The sequence below is a fragment of the Pantoea sp. OXWO6B1 genome, from assembly GCF_001641135.1.
GTDB lineage: Bacteria > Pseudomonadota > Gammaproteobacteria > Enterobacterales > Enterobacteriaceae > Pantoea > Pantoea allii.
Window position 1 is genome coordinate 96,148 of sequence record NZ_CM004290.1, and the last position, 17,952, is coordinate 114,099.

Annotated in this window: 16 protein-coding genes; 9 read left to right on the forward strand and 7 right to left on the reverse strand. The window is 49.3% G+C overall.

Annotation, left to right across the window (positions count from 1 at the left end):
* Positions 1–46: 46 nt before the first annotated feature.
* Positions 47–358: a hypothetical protein gene (locus A6A26_RS00480; RefSeq protein WP_063876963.1), complete on the reverse strand. Its 312-nt coding sequence runs from the start codon at positions 356–358 to the stop codon at positions 47–49.
* Between the two features lie 170 nt (positions 359–528).
* Here A6A26_RS00480 and A6A26_RS00485 point away from each other — a divergent pair, with 170 nt between their 5' ends.
* Positions 529–1,215, forward strand: a complete 687-nt coding sequence (locus tag A6A26_RS00485; RefSeq protein ID WP_063876964.1) for a RipA family octameric membrane protein — start codon at positions 529–531, stop codon at positions 1,213–1,215.
* 290 nt (positions 1,216–1,505) lie between these two features.
* Here the strand turns inward: A6A26_RS00485 and A6A26_RS00490 are convergent, their stop codons facing one another.
* On the reverse strand, positions 1,506–2,327 hold the full coding sequence (locus A6A26_RS00490) for a Cof-type HAD-IIB family hydrolase (protein ID WP_063876965.1): 822 nt from the start codon (positions 2,325–2,327) through the stop codon (positions 1,506–1,508).
* A gap of 228 nt (positions 2,328–2,555) precedes the next feature.
* Between A6A26_RS00490 and A6A26_RS00495 the strand changes: the two genes are divergently transcribed.
* Positions 2,556–3,818: a DUF1479 domain-containing protein gene (locus A6A26_RS00495; RefSeq protein ID WP_063876966.1), complete on the forward strand. Its 1,263-nt coding sequence runs from the start codon at positions 2,556–2,558 to the stop codon at positions 3,816–3,818.
* Positions 3,819–3,867: 49 nt separating this feature from the next.
* On the forward strand, positions 3,868–4,689 hold the full coding sequence (locus A6A26_RS00500; protein ID WP_082875120.1) for a DeoR/GlpR family DNA-binding transcription regulator: 822 nt from the start codon (positions 3,868–3,870) through the stop codon (positions 4,687–4,689).
* Here A6A26_RS00500 and A6A26_RS00505 read toward each other — a convergent pair.
* On the reverse strand, positions 4,633–5,640 hold the full coding sequence (locus A6A26_RS00505; protein ID WP_063876967.1) for a LacI family DNA-binding transcriptional regulator: 1,008 nt from the start codon (positions 5,638–5,640) through the stop codon (positions 4,633–4,635). The two genes, A6A26_RS00500 and A6A26_RS00505, sit on opposite strands and share 57 nt — an antisense overlap.
* Positions 5,641–5,952: 312 nt before the next feature.
* On the opposite strand from A6A26_RS00505, the gene ascF reads away from it, so the two are divergent.
* Positions 5,953–7,401, forward strand: a complete 1,449-nt coding sequence (ascF, locus tag A6A26_RS00510; protein WP_063876968.1) for a PTS cellobiose/arbutin/salicin transporter subunit IIBC — start codon at positions 5,953–5,955, stop codon at positions 7,399–7,401.
* Positions 7,402–7,430: 29 nt separating this feature from the next.
* Positions 7,431–8,861, forward strand: coding sequence for a 6-phospho-beta-glucosidase (locus A6A26_RS00515; RefSeq protein ID WP_063876969.1), 1,431 nt, complete (start codon positions 7,431–7,433; stop codon positions 8,859–8,861).
* Positions 8,862–8,976: 115 nt separating this feature from the next.
* On the opposite strand, the gene A6A26_RS00520 is transcribed toward A6A26_RS00515, so the two are convergent.
* Complete coding sequence (locus A6A26_RS00520) at positions 8,977–10,743, reverse strand: sensor domain-containing phosphodiesterase (RefSeq protein WP_063876970.1); 1,767 nt, start codon at positions 10,741–10,743, stop codon at positions 8,977–8,979.
* A gap of 838 nt (positions 10,744–11,581) precedes the next feature.
* Here A6A26_RS00520 and A6A26_RS00525 point away from each other — a divergent pair.
* Positions 11,582–11,821, forward strand: coding sequence for a hypothetical protein (locus A6A26_RS00525; RefSeq protein WP_063876971.1), 240 nt, complete (start codon positions 11,582–11,584; stop codon positions 11,819–11,821).
* 90 nt (positions 11,822–11,911) lie between these two features.
* On the opposite strand, the gene A6A26_RS00530 is transcribed toward A6A26_RS00525, so the two are convergent.
* On the reverse strand, positions 11,912–12,331 hold the full coding sequence (locus A6A26_RS00530) for a MarR family winged helix-turn-helix transcriptional regulator (protein ID WP_063876972.1): 420 nt from the start codon (positions 12,329–12,331) through the stop codon (positions 11,912–11,914).
* Between the two features lie 176 nt (positions 12,332–12,507).
* Here A6A26_RS00530 and A6A26_RS00535 point away from each other — a divergent pair, with 176 nt between their 5' ends.
* From A6A26_RS00535 to A6A26_RS00545, 3 genes are read left to right on the forward strand one after another with little or no spacing between them, the layout of a single operon-like run.
* A complete protein-coding gene (locus A6A26_RS00535; RefSeq protein ID WP_063876973.1) occupies positions 12,508–13,110 on the forward strand; it encodes a non-oxidative hydroxyarylic acid decarboxylases subunit B in 603 nt (200 codons plus the stop codon).
* A gap of 2 nt (positions 13,111–13,112) precedes the next feature.
* A complete protein-coding gene (locus tag A6A26_RS00540; RefSeq protein ID WP_063876974.1) occupies positions 13,113–14,540 on the forward strand; it encodes a non-oxidative hydroxyarylic acid decarboxylases subunit C in 1,428 nt (475 codons plus the stop codon).
* 10 nt (positions 14,541–14,550) lie between these two features.
* Positions 14,551–14,790 (forward strand): non-oxidative hydroxyarylic acid decarboxylases subunit D, encoded by a 240-nt coding sequence (locus A6A26_RS00545; RefSeq protein ID WP_063876975.1) that lies wholly within the window; start codon positions 14,551–14,553, stop codon positions 14,788–14,790.
* A 91-nt stretch (positions 14,791–14,881) separates the two neighbouring features.
* Here the strand turns inward: A6A26_RS00545 and A6A26_RS00550 are convergent, their stop codons facing one another.
* Both A6A26_RS00550 and A6A26_RS00560 read right to left on the reverse strand, forming a co-directional pair.
* On the reverse strand, positions 14,882–15,652 hold the full coding sequence (locus A6A26_RS00550; protein ID WP_063876976.1) for a DeoR/GlpR family DNA-binding transcription regulator: 771 nt from the start codon (positions 15,650–15,652) through the stop codon (positions 14,882–14,884).
* A 525-nt stretch (positions 15,653–16,177) separates the two neighbouring features.
* Complete coding sequence (locus A6A26_RS00560; RefSeq protein WP_063876978.1) at positions 16,178–17,371, reverse strand: diguanylate phosphodiesterase; 1,194 nt, start codon at positions 17,369–17,371, stop codon at positions 16,178–16,180.
* Between the last annotated feature and the right edge of the window lie 581 nt (positions 17,372–17,952).

Sequence of the window (17,952 nt, forward strand, 5' to 3'; positions counted from 1 at the left end):
GATAAACAGAATTATATCGTCAGGCGTCAGCATCATTATTCTGTCGTTATCTTCTGCGGCCTTTTGCGACTGAAGCAGACCAGTTAAAGTCGCTAACTTCACTCGCGGCAATTGATGAAGGTTTCTTTTTCCTGACCGGTTTTTTGCTCTCTTTTTCTGCTTTTAACTTTTCATTAAGCAGTTTATCGGCCATCACCTGCTGGCGGGCTTCAGTGTTAAGCTCTTTTTCTTTTTTGCTGTCAGGCTCTTTGCCAGTGCGTTGACGGTGCTTTTCCATCAGATTTTGAAGGGCTTCGTTAACGGCAAGTCGCTCTTCATCACTGAACTGATCGATGGAAATCATCTTCTTGTCATTCATAATCGCTTTCCTCGTGGTAAGTTCACTAGCAGTGTACATCATGCGGCTGTCGTAAAACGCATTACCTGATACTTAACTGACTCAGCCTGAAGATTTTTAACGTGTGAAGCTTGTATCATTTCCTCTCAGGCTGACTAAAATAAGCGGAAATTTTACTGAGAATCCACGTAATGAATATTCCCCTGCACAGTGACCACAAGCCTTTTATCGAAGCCCTGCTGGATGAAACGGTTGACGCGATTGAAATGCACTCGCCCCAGGCTGAACATATCGAACGCGCTTTCACCGTTGCGCTTCAGCAAAAGAACCGCGAAGCCGAGGCAGACTGGAAACGCACGATAACCTTTTTAGCGTTGTTCGTGTTCCTTTATGCCGCGCTGGGTGCCTCGTTGACGCTGGACCTGAGCCCAGCCGGGGCGAGCCATAAAAGTATTGAGTATGCGCTGGAAGCCGTTCCAGTCCTGATTGCGTTTTCAGGCTTTTTTATCTCCGTCCTGTATCTGTTTATTGTACGCACGGGTTCACGACAACGTCGTAACTGGCAAAAAACCCTCCTGATTTTAGAAAGATACACGACTGGAAACCTGTTTAAACTGACGCATCAGCAAGGCGCCGGCACCAGTAACTACTCGCTCTCGTCCATCATGCTAGCCCTGTCGATGTTCATTTGTCTCACCTGGTTGATTATCTATAACTATCTGACCTTCACCACCAGCGGCGTATTTGGCAGCGTGATTTCCCTGTTTATCAGCACGATGGTTTATGTGATTCTGGATATTCAGCTGCTGAAGCCCTGGCGATCGGATGCTGAAACGCAACCGTCAGGCACCGAAGAAGAGAAGAAAGCCGACAAATAATCCCCATCAGCCCGGTGTAAGCCGGGCTGTGGATCGCTATTCTGCAAGACCTGAAAACCACGCGTATGCTGACTCTGGGCTTTTGCTACTGTCACTTACAGTATGTTGTAACTATAAGCGGCAACTTTTATGATGCTTTGGTACACCGACGACGCTGGCACCTGCCGCTGACAGCGTCGTAAAAAGCTAATCATTCACCTTTAATAACATCATTGATGTGACACTGTCACACCTATCTGATATACGACCTTTGCCTTTATGGGCACAGCACAAATCCCGGCGTTAAGGCGTTATTCAAAGGGAAACTCGCGCGCCAGAATCCGGGCAATTACATTTAGCGCCCCTTCATCCTGATTGCTTTCAGTTTTAAAACGCGCCACGGCGGATACCGGCTCTACGGCATTGGCCATCGCAAAACTGAAACAGGCCTGACGCAGCATTTCAATATCGTTCGCGCTGTCGCCAATCGCCACCACCTCACAATCGCTGATGCCCCATTTTTGTTGCAGCAAAGCAATGCCATGTGCTTTATGACAACCAGGAATAATCAGGTCGATAAAACCATAGCCACTCGATACGGGATGCATAATATGATCGATCTCGCCGAGTTTGTTATGCAAACGATCCATCAGGCTTTCAATGCCTTCGTGCGCCAGATTAAGCGAAAATTTAAAAATGGTGTCGTCAATATCATAAAGATTATCGCGCTTTTCGAGCCGATAATAATGGTTATTGAGCATCTGAATAACGCTTTCAGGCATGGAAGAATGAACATAAGCGCCCTTACGTCCACAGACGACCGTGCTGATATCCGGCTCTTTTGCCAGTATCTCCAACACGCGGTGCACGCTTTCCCTGGCCAGCTCACCACAAAAAATTTCCTGGTCGCCCTCTGACACCCACGCGCCATTTTCGGCGACAAAGGCGATTTCATTTTTGATGTCAGGAAAGTAGCGCTGTAGCTGATAATATTGATTGCCACTGGCGACAACAAAGCGAATGCCTTTTTGTTTTAGCAGGGCGTACTGGCGTGAAAAGCGCTGAACGTTGTACTGCTTATTTTCGTCCAGAAAAGTCCCATCCATATCAACTGCAATCATCCTTACTGCCATTGTCGTTCCCCCCTTGTCTCCCGGCCTGAATAGGCTGACTGTTGCTTCAAGCTTACTCGCTGTAGGGATTAATGAGAATTCCAATCATTAAATATCCTTCTGTTAGCTCACATTGTGCGCCAGTCGCGATTTTACCCATCAGCAATCTGTTAAACATAAGTTCATCTTTCGAATGTAATGAAAAAAATCTTCATCTGAAATATAAACTATCTGTTAAGGGCCACAATTATGACTGTGAAGCTTCAACACACACCGTTACCCCACGATATTCCAGCAGCGATCCGTCAGTTTAAGCAGCAGGTGCGTCAGCAGATCGGCGATGTTGAAGGCTTATTCAGTGAGGTTTGCAATAAAATCGAGCAGGCCATAAGCCAGGCCAAAGCGGAAGAACAACAGAGCGGCAGCGCCTGGCCGGTGATTTCACCCGAACAGATTACAGATGGCACGCTGCCCCCTGAGACACGAGAAAGAATAAAACGTCGTGGCTGTGTGGTCGTAAAGCAGCATTTTCCCCGAGAACAGGCGCTGGCATGGGATGCCGCCATGTTGCGTTATCTGGATGACAATCAGTTCGATGCACAGTATCGCGGTCCCGGGGACAATTTTTTTGGAAGTCTCGAAGCCTCCCGGCCTGAAATTTATCCAATTTACTGGTCTCAGGCGCAAATGGAGGCGCGCCAGAGTCATGAAATGGCACAGGTGCAGTCGTTTCTAAATCGCCTGTGGCGATTCGAATCCGAAGGTCAGCAATGGTTCGATCCGGATGTGAATCTTATCTATCCGGACCGAATTCGCCGACGTCCGCCGGGAACAACGTCGAAAGGGTTGGGGGCGCATACGGATTCCGGTGCGCTTGAACGCTGGTTGTTGCCCGCGTATCAACGCGTCTTTCGCTCGCTTTTTGACGGCAATGTTGAGCGTTACGACCCATGGAATGCAGCCCATCGTAGCGAAGTGAACGAGTTTGATGTTCCCGATACCACAAAATGCTCGGCTTTCCGCACGTTTCAGGGATGGACTGCGCTCTCCGATATGATGCCCGGTCAGGGCTTACTGCACGTGGTTCCCGTGCCGGAAGCCATCGCCTATGTCCTGCTTCGACCGTTATTATCGGATGTGGCTGACGATGAATTGTGTGGCGTTGAGCCGGGGCGCGTGCTTGCAGTAAATGAAAAATGGCACCCACATTTGATAAAGGGATTATGCTCGGTACCGGCTATAACGGCGGGCGACTCCGTTTGGTGGCACTGTGACCTCATTCACGCCGTCGCACCGGTTGAAAACCAGCAGGGCTGGGGCAATGTTATGTATATTCCCGCTGCGCCCATGTGTGATAAAAACCGGGCCTACGCGCATCTTGTCGCGCGCGCACTTGAGCAAGGCCATTCCCCTGCTGATTTTCCTCCTGAGCACTACGAAGCTGGCTGGAAAAATCGCTTTACCCTCGCCGATCTTAATCTCAACGGAAAACGGGGGCTGGGTTTAGCCTGAAACCCGTATCGCTTAACGTCAGCTTAATCCATGGATGCAAAGAACCACGATGAATACGCGTCAGCAACAAATTATCGAACTGGTTAATTCACGTGGCAGCGTCGCCGTCAGCGAGCTGGCTCAGCTTGTCGGTGTTTCAGAGGTCACGGTACGTCAGGATCTCAACCAACTGGCGCAACAGCGGGTTCTGCGTCGGGTTCATGGCGCGGCCCAGGCGCTGGACAGCGACGATGTTGGCACGCGCATGAACACCCGTTATGGTATTAAGCTGGCTCTCGCCCGCTATGCCGCTGATCTGATCAACGATGGCGAGTCTGTATTGATTGAAGGCGGCAGCACCAATGCCCTGCTGGCACGCATACTGGCCAGCCGCAAAAGCCTGACGTTAATCACGGTAAGCCACTATATCGGTCACCTGCTTAAAGATGCGGCTTGTGACGTGATTATTCTGGGTGGCATGTTGCAAAAGAGCAGCGAATCCATAACCGGCCCGTTAACCCGCTACTGTATTCAGCAGATCCACTTTCACAAAGCCTTTGTTGGCGCAGATGGCTGGCATCCGGAAACCGGCTTTACCGGTCGCGATATGCAGAGATGTGATGTGGTTGACGCCGTGCTGGCGAAAGGCGCAGACAGTTATGTTCTGACCGACAGATCTAAATTCGGGCAAATACATCCTTATCCCTTGTCGTCCGGTTATCAGCCTGGCCATGTTATTACAGAGGATGGGCTTTCCCCGGACGTGGTGGCCCGGCTTTCTGAGCAAGGTATCGCGCTGATGCAGGTCGGGATCGCCGCCTTGCAGGCAGAGACGTCAGGGGGCAACGGTGATGGAGTCGCGCAGGACAAGGCTGCCCTTAAAAGGCGTTAACGTCGTTAACTCGCCGCCATCCAGCATCGAAACCAGCCGGTTAATGGTCTCGTTAATCATATCGGTTACGGGAAATTTCACGCTGGAAAGTGCAGGAATAATGTAGGGCGCCAGCGGGATATCGTCAAAGCCAATCACGGAGACTGTTCCTGGCACAGCGATATTATTTTCCGTCAGCTGTTTGATGGCCCCAATAGCCATTTCATCATTGCTGGCAACGATGGCACTGAAGGATTGTCCCCTTGCGAGCAAGGTTTTCACCGCCAGCATGCCGCTTTGCGCGGTCCACTTTCCGTGCACAATAAGCTGCTGATTTATGGCGATTCCCTGCTCGCGTAGCGCGGTTTGATAGCCCGAAAGCCGTTCCTGACTGGTAGGTGAATCCAGTGATCCCGTAATAAACGCGATATTACGATGGCCCTGCTCCATCAGATAACGGATGGCCATCTGGCTGGCCATGTGCTGATCGCTATAAACGCAGAAGCTGTCATTGATACGCAGGCGACGATTAATGACCATGACAGGTTGCTTGTGCTGCGAGATCATCGCGTCCAGCTCATCAATGCTGAGAAAGCGCGGATAGATAATAATGCCATCGCAACGCAGGTCGAGCAGAAACTGGATAGCCGCACGCTCCTGTTCTGCGGTGTGTTTACCATCGGCCAGGATCAATTGACGATTTTGCTGCTCCATAATTCTGGCAGAGTGCGACATCAGCTCACTAAAAATGTTACCGCTGTAAAGTGTGTTGGTGACCACCAGCCCAATGGTTTGGCTACTTTTATTCGCCAGGTTGCGTGCCAGCAGATTTGGCCGATAGCCTGTCTCCGCAATGGCCTGTAATACGCGATCTCGTTTCTCCTGCCCCACATAACCATTGCCCGACAACACTCGCGATACTGTCGCTTTTGAGACGCCGGCGCGTTTTGCTACTTCAGATATTGTTGTCATGTTCTCGCTGCCCGTGTCCTCAGAGTAAATGCAGTCTACCTAAGCCTTTCATTATTTGAAATATTTGCCCTTAGCCCGGCATGGCGCTCTTTTCCACTTCAAGTGATTGCCATCACAAAAATAACAGATGGTCATTTTACGCTCTTGTTTAAACAGTAAAACATCTTCATGATTTTGTGAAACCGGTTTCCTATTTAGCTGCCCCTTCGGTCAGATACAACCTGAGTCAGGCTGACTGAAGGCGTATAACAATAAAGCGGCGGCTCCAGCGGAAACCCGAGCGCATTTTCCTCTACCCTACGAGATAAAATCATGCCAGGAAATTATGCAGAGATTTCACAGGCTATCGTTAATAAGCTGGGCGGCCTGAACAATATCAGTGCCGTCACGCATTGTATGACTCGCCTGCGTTTTGTGGTGAAAGACGATAGCCTGGTTGACCTTGCCGGATTAAAAACCCTCAATGGCATTATGGGCGTTGTGCATACCGATACACAGTTGCAGGTGATTATTGGCAATGATGTGTCGAAAGCTTATGAGGCAGTTTTGGCATTGGGCGATCCGCAGTCAGACGGTACTGCGCCCAGGAAACGGCGACTCACGCTAAAAAGCGTGGGGGCCGCTATTCTGGATGCGCTGGTCGGCACCATGTCACCGCTGATTCCCGCCATTATCGGCGGTTCAATGGTCAAGCTGTTGGCCATGATCCTGGATATGGCCGGTGTATTTGAGAAAGGCTCATCGACTCTGGTCATATTGAACGTGATTGGAGATGGTGCTTTCTTCTTTTTGCCCATTATGGTGGCTGCGTCAGCGGCGCTTAAATTCAAGACGAACATGTCACTGGCGATAGCCATCGCTGGCGTCCTGGTGCATCCCAACTTTATTGACCTGATGGCTAAAGCGGCGCAGGGACAACCCGTGGAGTTTGCTTTCATCCCGGTAACGGCCGTGAAATATACCTATACGGTAATACCGGCGCTGGTGATGACGTGGATTTTGTCTCACATTGAACGTGGTGTGGATCGTATTACGCCTGCGGTAACAAAAAACTTTCTGAAGCCGATGTTGATTGTGCTGATCGCCGCACCGATTGCGATTGTTTTGATTGGCCCGATTGGTATCTGGATCGGCAGTGGAATCTCCGCCGTGGTTTACACCATTCACGGTTATTTGGGCTGGCTTTCGGTTGCGATTATGGGCGCGCTCTGGCCCTTGCTGGTGATGACCGGCATGCATCGGGTTTTCACACCCACTATTATCCAGACCATTGCTGAAACCGGTAAAGAGGGCATGGTTATGCCTTCGGAAATTGGCGCTAATCTGTCCCTTGGCGGCTCTTCGCTCGCCGTCGCCTGTAAAACGAAAAACCCGGAATTACGTCAAACCGCGCTGGCAGCAGCAGCCTCTGCCATTGTGGCCGGCATTTCTGAACCGGCCCTTTACGGTGTCGCTGTGCGTTTAAAACGCCCTTTGATTGCCAGTATGATCAGTGGGTTTATTTGTGGTGCCGTCGCCGGCATAGGCGGTTTGGCCAGCCATTCGATGGCATCACCCGGATTGTTTACCAGCGTTCAGTTTTTTGATCCAGCCAACCCGATGTCCATTGTTTGGGTTGTCGCGGTGATGGTGCTCTCTGTGGTGCTGTCATTTATTCTTACCCTGATTCTGGGCTTTGACGATATTCCTGAAACCACCAGCCTGGCAGCATCACAACCTAAGGTTTCACCTGAAAAAGCAAAAGCGGCTAACGCTAGCTGATCATTAATGACTGTGTTAAAGAGGATTTCATGTCTGAATCACGATTCCCGCAAGGATTTTTATGGGGCGGTGCCTTATCCGCAAATCAGTCAGAAGGCGCTTTTCTTGAAGGCGGGAAAGGATTAACCACCGTTGACATGCTCCCCATCGGGCCTGCACGTATGCCGGTCAAGCTGGGTCAGGAAAAACGTGACGCACTGCGGGACGATGAATTCTATCCCAGCCACACTGCGATCGATTTTTATCATCGTTATCGTGAAGACATCGCTTTAATGGCAGAAATGGGCTTTACGGTTTTTCGCACGTCGATTGCCTGGAGCCGTATTTTTCCGCGCGGCGATGAAGTCACGCCCAATGAAGAGGGGCTGGCTTTTTATCGTGACATGTTTACCGAATGTCGCAAGTACGGCATTGAACCCTTAGTGACGCTTTGCCATTTTGATGTACCTATGCATCTGGTTACGCAATACGGTTCGTGGCGCAATCGTAAAATGATCGATTTTTTTGCCCGTTATGCACGCAGTTGTTTTGAGGCGTTTGATGGTTTAGTGAAGTACTGGCTGACCTTTAATGAAATAAATATCATGCTGCACAGCCCTTTTTCGGGCGCAGGACTGGTATTTGAACCGGGTGAAAACAGTGAGCAGGTTAAATATCAGGCCGCTCACCATGAGCTGGTGGCAAGCGCGCGGGTGACAAAAATAGCTCATGAAATCAACCCGGATAATCAGATTGGCTGCATGCTGGCTGGCGGCAATTTTTATCCCTGGTCGAGCAAACCTGACGATGTCTGGGCGGCGCTGCAAAAAGATCGTGAGAACCTGTTTTTCATTGATATTCAGGCGCGGGGTGCCTATCCCGCCTACTCTGCTCGCCTTTTCCGCGAGAAAGGCATCCAGATTGAAATGGCAGAAGACGATGCTGATGTACTCATGAACACCGTCGATTTCGTGTCATTCAGTTACTATGCTTCCCGTTGTGCGTCCGCCGATATGAATGAGCAGAACAGCAGCGCGGCAAACGTGGTGAAATCCCTTACGAATCCGCATATTCAGCGTAGTGAATGGGGCTGGGGCATCGATCCGCTTGGACTCCGCATCACCATGAACATGATGTACGACCGTTACCAGAAGCCGCTTTTCCTGGTGGAGAATGGCCTGGGCGCACGCGATGAGGTCAATGATGAAGGCGAAATTATTGATGATTATCGCATCAGCTATTTGCGTGAGCACATTCGGACCATGGGAGAGGCGATAAGTGATGGGATACCCGTAATCGGCTACACCACGTGGGGCTGTATTGACCTGATTGCCGCCTCAACGGGTGAGATGAGTAAACGCTATGGGTTTGTGTATGTCGATCGTGACGATCGTGGGCAAGGCACGCTGGCCCGGCGGCGAAAAAAATCCTTCTGGTGGTATAAAAAAGTGATTGCCAGTAACGGCAGCGATCTGGATTGACGGCACAACGCGCATTCACCTTATTGCTGCCCGAGTGCGCGTTGTGCAAAACGCGCTGTACTCAGCTTGACTGACCGTACTGAGAAGGCGACAGATACTGTCGCCTTTATCGCGTTTACTTCTGCAGTAACCAGTGTTCGATATCGCTGGCTGGAAGCGGTTTCGAAAAGAAGTAGCCCTGGATTTGATCGCAGCCGTACTGCTTCAGCAAACTCAGTGTGGCTTCTGTTTCTACACCTTCTGCCAACACCGTATAGTCCAACTCCTTCAACATCTGGATAATGCTTCTGACGATAATTCTGGAGGCAGAATCGCTATCCATCCGACTGATTAAAGACATATCAACCTTAATCACATCTAACGGAATTTCCTGCAGGTAACTAATGTTGCTGTAACCTGTACCGAAATCGTCCAGTGAGATAATAAACCCGTGGGCTTTAAGCGCTTCGAGTCCATTAATCGCCACATCGCTTTCCGTTATCAGCTCATTTTCCAGACATTCCACGCCCATTAATGATGTTGGCAATTCTGCAGCCTGCATCTTACTGGCTAAACTGGAAGCAAACTCCGCTCTGGAAAAGTCACGTTCGCTGACGTTGACGGATACCGGGATTAATTCAAATTCTTTATTCCACTGCGTTAACTGAATGATGACGCGATCGATAACCCAGTCAGTCAGCACCGAAATCAGGTTGGTTTTTACGGCCAAGGGTATAAAGTCGACGGGAAACAGCTCGCCTCTTTCCGGATGGTGCCAGCGAATTAATGCCTCAAGCCCAACGGTTTTTCCCGTCTTTAAGCACACTTTTGGCTGATACGCGAGGTACAGGCCTTCGTCTTTTTTAAGCGCCTGGGCCAGATCGTTCATAATCAAGAAATCTTCCGTGCGCCGCGAATCGTATGCATGATCGAACGTCATAGCACCACCGTTCTGGTGAATACATTCGTGCAACGCACTGACCGCCTGACGGACAACTTCATTTGCATCAATATCGCGGGAAACAAACTCGGTTTCGCCTGCATAAACGTCGATATCAATGGTGATGTTATCCGCTAAATCTGCTTTAAGGTTGGTTAACACCTCAATGGTACTTTGCGCGCTATAGCCGCCAAAATAAGGCTGGATTAATGCAAAGCGCCCCGGTGCAAATGAATAAAGCATGTCATCTGGCTGAAGCTGAAGACGAGCGCTGACCAGCCCGGCAATTTGCCTGAGTAAGTTTTCCACTGGCGCAATGCCAAAGGTACGTGATAACTCATATGCCTGGGGAATATCAATACAGTCGATAAGAATCATGCGAAAACGACGATCGGGATTGCTGACGGCCAGCTGTTGCATGTCGCGAATCAGGCGTGGCCGGTTCGGTAGATGCGTAATCAGATCGGTGAAACTGGCAAGATTCCATGCATCCAGAAAGGATGTCACCAGTCTTGCCAGCGACTTCAGTGTTTCCAACTGCTCATCACTAAACGTATGAGGCTGCGTATCGGTCACGCAAAGCGTCCCTAACACCAGCCCTTCCAGATTGGATAACGACACGCCCGCATAAAACCGGATGTGAGGTTCACCCTCAACTAAGGGATGAAAAGTGAAGCGGCTGTCTTGCAATGTATCCTGTACAACGAGCTGCCCGTCGCCATCAATAACATGACGACACAAGGAAACTTCGCGTGCTGATTCTTTGAGGTTAAAGTTGCGGGAAACCTTAATATACTGATTTTTATCATCAATAATTGAAATAAAACTGCCTGAAATACCCAGCGCCTGCGCGGCAAGATGAACAAATTTTTCCAGCACCTCATCCCTGGTAATATCAGGTGACAAAAGTGCTTTAACCGCTTTAAGACGATTTTCGTCATTGCCACTTTGATTATCGTGCACAACAGCCTCCCCTTGTGCGGGTGCAAAAAACGCAGAAAAACAATTTAGCTTAAATTTAAATATTTAGCGCCATATTAACCGACAATTTATAGCAAACAGGGGCCATGTGCGACTGTATAACATGCGCGAAACTGTTTTCAGAAATTTTTAACATGATACCGTGCTGCCAGCATCGGGTTTGCCGTTTCTCTGAACAACAGGGGCGATTAATAACCCATAAAAGCGGTAATTAAATAATCGCGCAAATAATAACAATTGTTATTAGTTTTATGGTTACCATCAATCCCTTAAAGGCGCTTGCCGTTAATCCTGATGGCCAGAGAAATAATACCAGAATCCTTTTAATTCAAGTTGTTAATTCTGTGAAATTGATCTCTTTGGGTCGTGTTTCCCAACCTGTTACCGCGACATCTTCATTGCGTTGCTGAAGTCAAAATCGTCGCTCAGTGACACGATCACAACGCGCAGTAAAGGATCAGTGAAGCCAACATCCATAACCGCGTCCCTGTAAGTGCATAGCTGCATATATAATTTGCGGATGGATCAAGGCCAGGCCGCTTAAGGCGGCTTTTCCATTGTGCGCGGCGGCGGTTGTCGATGCAGACTGTAGCAGCCCTTCTGTCATCGCCCCTCACTTTCCTTTAGATCTCTGTGTGAACAGACTTCGAAATCTTCCCTTCACGTAGTAAGCTACGCCCTTACAGCCAACATGGGCTATCTTCCCCTGACCGTTCTGCAACGACGAATACTCACGGGCGCCTGTTTGACCACGATTAACTGATTTAAACCCCCAGCGCCTCCTCAGGGTTGCTGGTCAGGGTTGTTCAGGAATGGAAGTATGCTTACCGAAGAACAGTTGAATGATATTGTCAGTCACCCGGATGAGGTTTCACATCAGGTTGTGGCAATGGCGAAAGAGTTACTCGCGTACCGTGCCGCTTTTGCACATCCTTACGCGATCATAGAGCCTTTGGGAATGACCTATATTGGCGACGAAAATGCGGCGATGGTTTGGCATCCAAAACATGTTGAAGAAGGTGACACCTGCCTGTACCTGAAACCACACATAGTAAAGTAGAGGCCATGCTCAGTGCCGTCCAACACGATCTTAACGATTGCCAGACTCGTTAACGATTACAGGCATATTGATGTGGCTTTATCGAAGTAACTAATTTTCATCATTGACCATTACCTGAAGCAGGGAAATCAACTGCTGCTGCTGTTCGGCAGTCAGCTTTTTTAGAAAATGCGCATCCACCGACATCGCTGCTGTTCTGGCTGACTCCAGTACGCTATGACCCTGCGCCGTCAAGGTTATAAAGCGACGGCGCTTGTCAGTTTCCCCTTGCACGCGTATCAACAACGCTTTTGCTTCCATCCTTACCAGTAACTCCGCAAGGGTAGCTTTGGTCATCAACGCTTCAGCCATGAGTTCCATCTGTTCTATTCCTGGCTTATCGGCGACGGCGCAAAGCACCGAATATTGTTGCTTAGTAATCTCTTTCAGCGTTTTTTGCCATAGTGATGTGTGTTCCTGAAATAGCTGTCGCATCAGATGAAAATGAACATTGCCAAGTTGAGTTTTCATAGTTAAGCCTGTAATCCTCTTTTTCCTTAAGAATACCTTATCCCCTGACGTCGGGTTACTCCTGATCGCACTCGCCACTTCGTTCGTACACGAACATTTTGTGCCATTCGACTTGTCACCAAAGATTAATCGCGATAACTTTAGTTCGTATACGAACAATCAGTCTGGAGGTCGATTTGCGACTCATTATTGGTATTACTGGTGCAACAGGCGCACCTCTGGCCGTCGCACTTCTACAGGCACTCCGTTCGTTTCCTGATATCGAAACCCACCTGGTTATGTCGAAATGGGCCAAAACCACTATCGAACTGGAGACACCTTTTTCATCGCGAGATGTGGCTTCAATGGCTGATGTGGTTCACAGTCCGGCCGATCAAGCCGCCTCGATTTCATCAGGTTCATTCAAAACTGACGGCATGATAGTGATCCCTTGCAGTATGAAAACACTGGCCGGGATCAGAGCAGGATACGCCGATGGCTTAGTGGGACGCGCTGCCGATGTTGTCCTGAAAGAAGGCCGAAAACTGGTGCTGGTTGCGCGCGAAACCCCACTGAGCACCATCCATTTGGAAAATATGCTGGCACTGTCGCGTATGGGCGTGGCTTTAGTGCCACCAATGCCTGCTTTTTATAATCATCCAAAATCGTTGGACGACATCACTAACCACATCGTGGCGCGTGTACTCGATCAATTTGGTATCGACTTTTCAAAAGCGCAGCGCTGGCAAGGGCTGTGTGCAACCACCGCTCCCCTTCATGACCTGTCTCACGAGGATTAATCATGGTTTATGACGATTTACGCAGCTTTCTTAGCATGTTAAATGAACAAGGTCAGCTTCTTCATATTGATGAAGAGGTTAATGCAGAACCTGATATTGCCGCTGCTGCAAACGCCACTGGTCGCATAGGCGACGGTGCTCCAGCCCTCTCTTTCACCCGTATTAAAGGATTTCACCATGCACATGTCGTGATGAACACCCTGGGATCCTGGCAAAATCACGCAATTGCCCTTGGTCTGGCACCGACTACGCCCGTTAAACAGCAGGTCGACGAGTTTATCCGTCGTTGGGATAATTTTCCTGTCGCCCCAGAACGACGAGCCAATCCGGCGTGGGCTGAAAACAGCGTGGAAAATGATGATATCAACCTGTTCGATATACTGCCGCTGTTTCGTTTAAATGATGGCGATGGCGGTTTCTATCTGGATAAAGCCTGTGTTGTTTCACGTGATCCGCTGGATCCTGATAACTTTGGGAAACAAAACGTCGGCATTTATCGTATGGAGGTAAAAGGCAAGCGCAAGCTTGGGTTGCAACCTGTGCCCATGCACGATATCGCTCTCCACCTGCATAAGGCCGAAGAACGTGGGGAGGATTTGCCCATCGCGATTACCTTAGGTAACGATCCTGTCATTACATTAATGGGCGCTACACCACTTCGCTACGATCAGTCTGAGTATGAAATGGCAGGAGCCCTACGTGAACAAGCCTATCCGATTGCGACTGCGCCGCTGACAGGTCTGGATGTACCATGGGGCTCTGAGGTGATTCTTGAAGGCGTGATCGAAAGTCGTAAACGTGAAATTGAAGGCCCTTTCGGTGAATTCACCGGGCACTATTCAGGCGGCCGTAATATGACCGTGGTGCGCATTGATAAAGTGTCATACCGCACGAACCCCATTTTTGAATCACTGTATCTAGGCATGCCGTGGACTGAAATTGACTATCTGATTGGCCCCGCGACATGCGTTCCACTTTACCAGCAGCTTAAAGCCGAATTCCCGGAAGTACAGGCGGTTAATGCCATGTACACCCATGGCTTACTCGCCATTATTTCCACTAAAAAACGCTATGGTGGATTCGCCAGGGCTGTTGGATTACGTGCTATGACTACTCCCCATGGCCTGGGCTACGTGAAGATGGTCATCATGGTCGATGAAGATGTTGATCCCTTTGATCTGCCGCAGGTAATGTGGGCACTCTCTTCGAAGGTTAATCCTGCCGGCGACCTGGTCCAACTCCCTAATATGTCAGTGCTGGAGCTTGACCCCGGCTCCAGTCCCGCCGGCATTACTGACAAGTTGATTATTGATGCCACCACACCTGTCGCACCTGATGTGCGAGGTCACTATAGCCAGCCAGTGAAAGATCTGCCTGAAACGGCGCTCTGGGTAGAGAAACTCACCGCCATGCTGGCAAAACGTAAATAAGGAGAAACAGATGATTTGTCCCCGTTGTGAAGACCACAGTATTGAAACCATGGCGACATCTCCGGTTGAAGATGCCTGGATCGTCTTTCAATGCCAGCACTGCCTGTATACCTGGCGTAATACTGAACCTGCCCGCCGTACACAACGCGAACACTACCCGGAAGCGTTTCGCATGACTCAGGAAGATATTGATAATGCACCCGCAGTACCCGCAGTGCCGACGTTATTAACTGATCGCCAGAGTTATTAAGAAAGAAGGCATGCAGCGACATTCAGGTAAGCGAACAGTCGCTGCTCTGAGCACCCATGTGATCGGCAACAACGCTCTGCAAAAACGCTGATTATATAGAATCCGCGATGGTCAGCGTAGGCGTCAGGTTTGACTGAAGCGCTTGCCTGATCTCAACGTCCAGATTAGCATCGGTGACAATATCGGTGAGCTCATTTAAATGCACCACATTGAAGAGTGACCATGCCCCATATTTTGAGCTGTCCGCCAGTAAAATCCGGCGATGAGCGTTCATTATCAGATCGTGTTTCAGTGCCGCTTTTTCTTCTGTCGGGGAAGTTACGCCTTTAGCGAGGTCCCAACCGTTGCCACTCAGGAACGCAATATCAGGATTAATATTGTTGAGCATTTTACGCCCGTGATCGCCAATACAGGACTGGCTGCTCTCATCAATGCGCCCACCGATTATTGTCACTTCGATTTGTTTGAACTCTGAGAGAAACAGGGCGATGTGTAAGTCATTGGTAATCACGCGCAACGGCATATGGGTAATTTGCCGGGCCAGTTCAAACATCGTGGTGCCCGCATCCAGAATGACAGCATCTCCGGCTTTAACAAAGCTGGCCGCCACGCGCGCGATAGCATGTTTTTCCACCAGATTACGCGAGGACTTTTCCAGCGTGGTCGGCTGAGAAGGGATAAAACGATTCAGTGTCACACCGCCATGTGTTCGGCTGACAACACCTTCGTGATCGAGTTTAATCAGATCGCGTCTGATCGTTGCCGGTGAGGCACCCGTTACCGTAACAAGCTGCTCAACTGTGACCAGATTATTCCCTTTGAGGTAATTCATTATCGATTCTAAACGGCTGTTTTCTTTCATATTATAAATGCCCGATAAGGTCTCTATTTTCCGTAATGCCGCTATGATCGCAAACTGTGCTTTTTCTGTCCAGGCAATCTCAGAAAAGAGGATTGCGCCGACGCAATTTGTGAGTGTGAATGGTTGTTATGGCACAACGGCTCATTCGCAAAATGCGAATGACGGCATTAAGTGCAGCGAAGAGAAAACATCCCGCTCTTTTCAGGAAAATTAATCCCGTAAATAATGTCGGTGCGCCTGGCTAATTTTATTTGCCGTTTAAAAATCCGTTATTTTCTCAGCTGTATGTCTTTTCATATAACGCTTATAACGCACGAATAAAGACAGCTATCTCGGTAAACAGGAGGGCGAACGTTATATCCAGAGCAGGTTTTATCTGGGTATCAAAGGGGAATGTAGCGCGTACAACGTGGGGAGCATCATGATTGAAGTCAAAGGAGAATAAGCGCAGCGATCCTTGCTGCTGTTGATATATCGCAAAGCGTTTAATACCTGCGCTATTCGCCGCGAGGCGATAGGGCAACACTACATAGCATCACGATATTCCGGCCAGGCAACCGCATCGGCATGACCCGAACCTGCGGAGGCAAACAGACTGCCCTGGAAGTTGATAATGCCCGCCGCTTCAAGCCACATCCACTCCTCGGCCTTAACGATACCAGCAGCGATCACCGTGATCTCTAAGGCAGAACAGCATTTGATAATCGCCTGGACAACCGCCTGCTTCGGGCCGCTCCGATGAACATCCGTTGTAATACTGGAATCGATACGAATGCGATCGGGCTGGATGTGTGTCAGTAACGACAGGCCAGCCGATCCCGCACCAAAGTTATCGACGGACAAACTGATACCTGCGGCTTTGAGCTGCCTGACGGCAACGGAAAACGCTTCGAGTCTGGAGATGACTTCGGTTTCGCTCACGCCAAGCACCACCTGTTCCGGGACTAATCCGGCCGCATTGATTGTCGAGACAATCTTTGCAACCGCATCCGGTACCACCACCAGCGTCATGGGAAGCAGGCTGACATACAGGGTCATTTCATCCGGACAGGCCCTGCCGGCCATATCGAAAGCCTTGATCACCGCCTCAAGGTCAGCATCATGTAACGCTTGCTCGGAGCCGTTCTGGTCGGTGCCACGATGACGCGTATCCGTGATTGCCTCAATCGCTGTGACCTGTCTGGCAAGGGGATCGACCACCGGGCGGAAACTAATACCGGAGGAAGCGGGTTTTGCCGCACTCATCGCAGGACGTTCGGGAATAAACTCCCAGTATTCGGATGGCAAGACCTCGTAATAGTTTTCTTTCTCACGCGCTTCAACAAAGGTACGCAGAAACTGCAACGCCCTGTCAGCGTAGGTCAGTTGGTATTTAGACGTGCCTTTATCGAGTACAGCCTGAAGCACGGTTGAACGATCATGCTGGCGTAAATCAAACAGCTCCATACCGGCATTACCAAACCGACGGGATGGCGCGTAGTCACGCATCAATTCAACCACGTTGTGATGGCGGCGAGCGGCACAGATGCGCTGGTAAACGGCAAGCACGCCCTCTTCAGGGCCTTCCAGTAACTGGAAAAAATGGGTGCCATTAAAGAGCAAAATGCCGGTCACTTCATGGGAAGCATTGAATATGCTGGCATCGTCCACCATGTCAGGAAGCGTCTTAACGGGCACGTCATCTGAGATGTGGCTGCGATAAATAATTGTGGTCAGCAAAGGGCAGCTCCAACGTCATCGTGATTGAGGCTGTTAGCTTATCAGTTATTGTCCTGATATGCAGGTATCGGTTGGGAGATGAGCACGATAATTTACATTAATATGCAACAGAAATGATTCTCAGGTAAGACAACGCACAGGTCGGCCCTGCAAAAAGGGCATCACCTCAATGATTAATTTTATTTATTTAATGTCGCATTTCCCATTTCACGCATTCAGAGATAACGCTGCGGCTGAGGGCTGTTTATAACCCCCTTCCCGCTGTTAATCATGATTAATCCCTTGTATTACCAGCTAATGTTCACAAAAACTCAGTATACGGCGATGTGGCACGCTAACTTATGACGTTTACCGGTTATTCTCACGCCCGATCATACATTAACAAAACCAAACAATAGGATAAATTTAATTTAGCGCATAATATTAAGTAAACGCGACCCTGTTTAATTAAATAACTGCAATGTTATTTAACCTTACTGGCCAGAAAAAACCTTTTAAAAATGACACTGACGCCAATGGTAATTTTAATTTGCGTTAAGTGGGTAGGGATAAAAAAATAATTACGCCTTAACCCTTCCAAA

Excerpts from the sequence above, each read along its gene's own strand:
- A6A26_RS00505 (WP_063876967.1), bottom strand. The coding sequence starts at position 5,640 with ATGACAACAATATCTGAAGTAGCAAAACGCGCCGGCGTCTCAAAAGCG.
- A6A26_RS00490 (WP_063876965.1), bottom strand. The coding sequence starts at position 2,327 with ATGGCAGTAAGGATGATTGCAGTTGATATGGATGGGACTTTTCTGGAC.
- A6A26_RS00485 (WP_063876964.1), top strand. The coding sequence starts at position 529 with ATGAATATTCCCCTGCACAGTGACCACAAGCCTTTTATCGAAGCCCTG.
- ascF (WP_063876968.1), top strand. The coding sequence starts at position 5,953 with ATGCCAGGAAATTATGCAGAGATTTCACAGGCTATCGTTAATAAGCTG.
- A6A26_RS00525 (WP_063876971.1), top strand. The coding sequence starts at position 11,582 with ATGCTTACCGAAGAACAGTTGAATGATATTGTCAGTCACCCGGATGAG.
- A6A26_RS00530 (WP_063876972.1), bottom strand. The coding sequence starts at position 12,331 with ATGAAAACTCAACTTGGCAATGTTCATTTTCATCTGATGCGACAGCTA.
- A6A26_RS00480 (WP_063876963.1), bottom strand. The coding sequence starts at position 358 with ATGAATGACAAGAAGATGATTTCCATCGATCAGTTCAGTGATGAAGAG.
- A6A26_RS00495 (WP_063876966.1), top strand. The coding sequence starts at position 2,556 with ATGACTGTGAAGCTTCAACACACACCGTTACCCCACGATATTCCAGCA.
- A6A26_RS00550 (WP_063876976.1), bottom strand. The coding sequence starts at position 15,652 with ATGAAAGAAAACAGCCGTTTAGAATCGATAATGAATTACCTCAAAGGG.
- A6A26_RS00515 (WP_063876969.1), top strand. The coding sequence starts at position 7,431 with ATGTCTGAATCACGATTCCCGCAAGGATTTTTATGGGGCGGTGCCTTA.
- A6A26_RS00540 (WP_063876974.1), top strand. The coding sequence starts at position 13,113 with ATGGTTTATGACGATTTACGCAGCTTTCTTAGCATGTTAAATGAACAA.
- A6A26_RS00545 (WP_063876975.1), top strand. The coding sequence starts at position 14,551 with ATGATTTGTCCCCGTTGTGAAGACCACAGTATTGAAACCATGGCGACA.
- A6A26_RS00500 (WP_082875120.1), top strand. The coding sequence starts at position 3,868 with ATGAATACGCGTCAGCAACAAATTATCGAACTGGTTAATTCACGTGGC.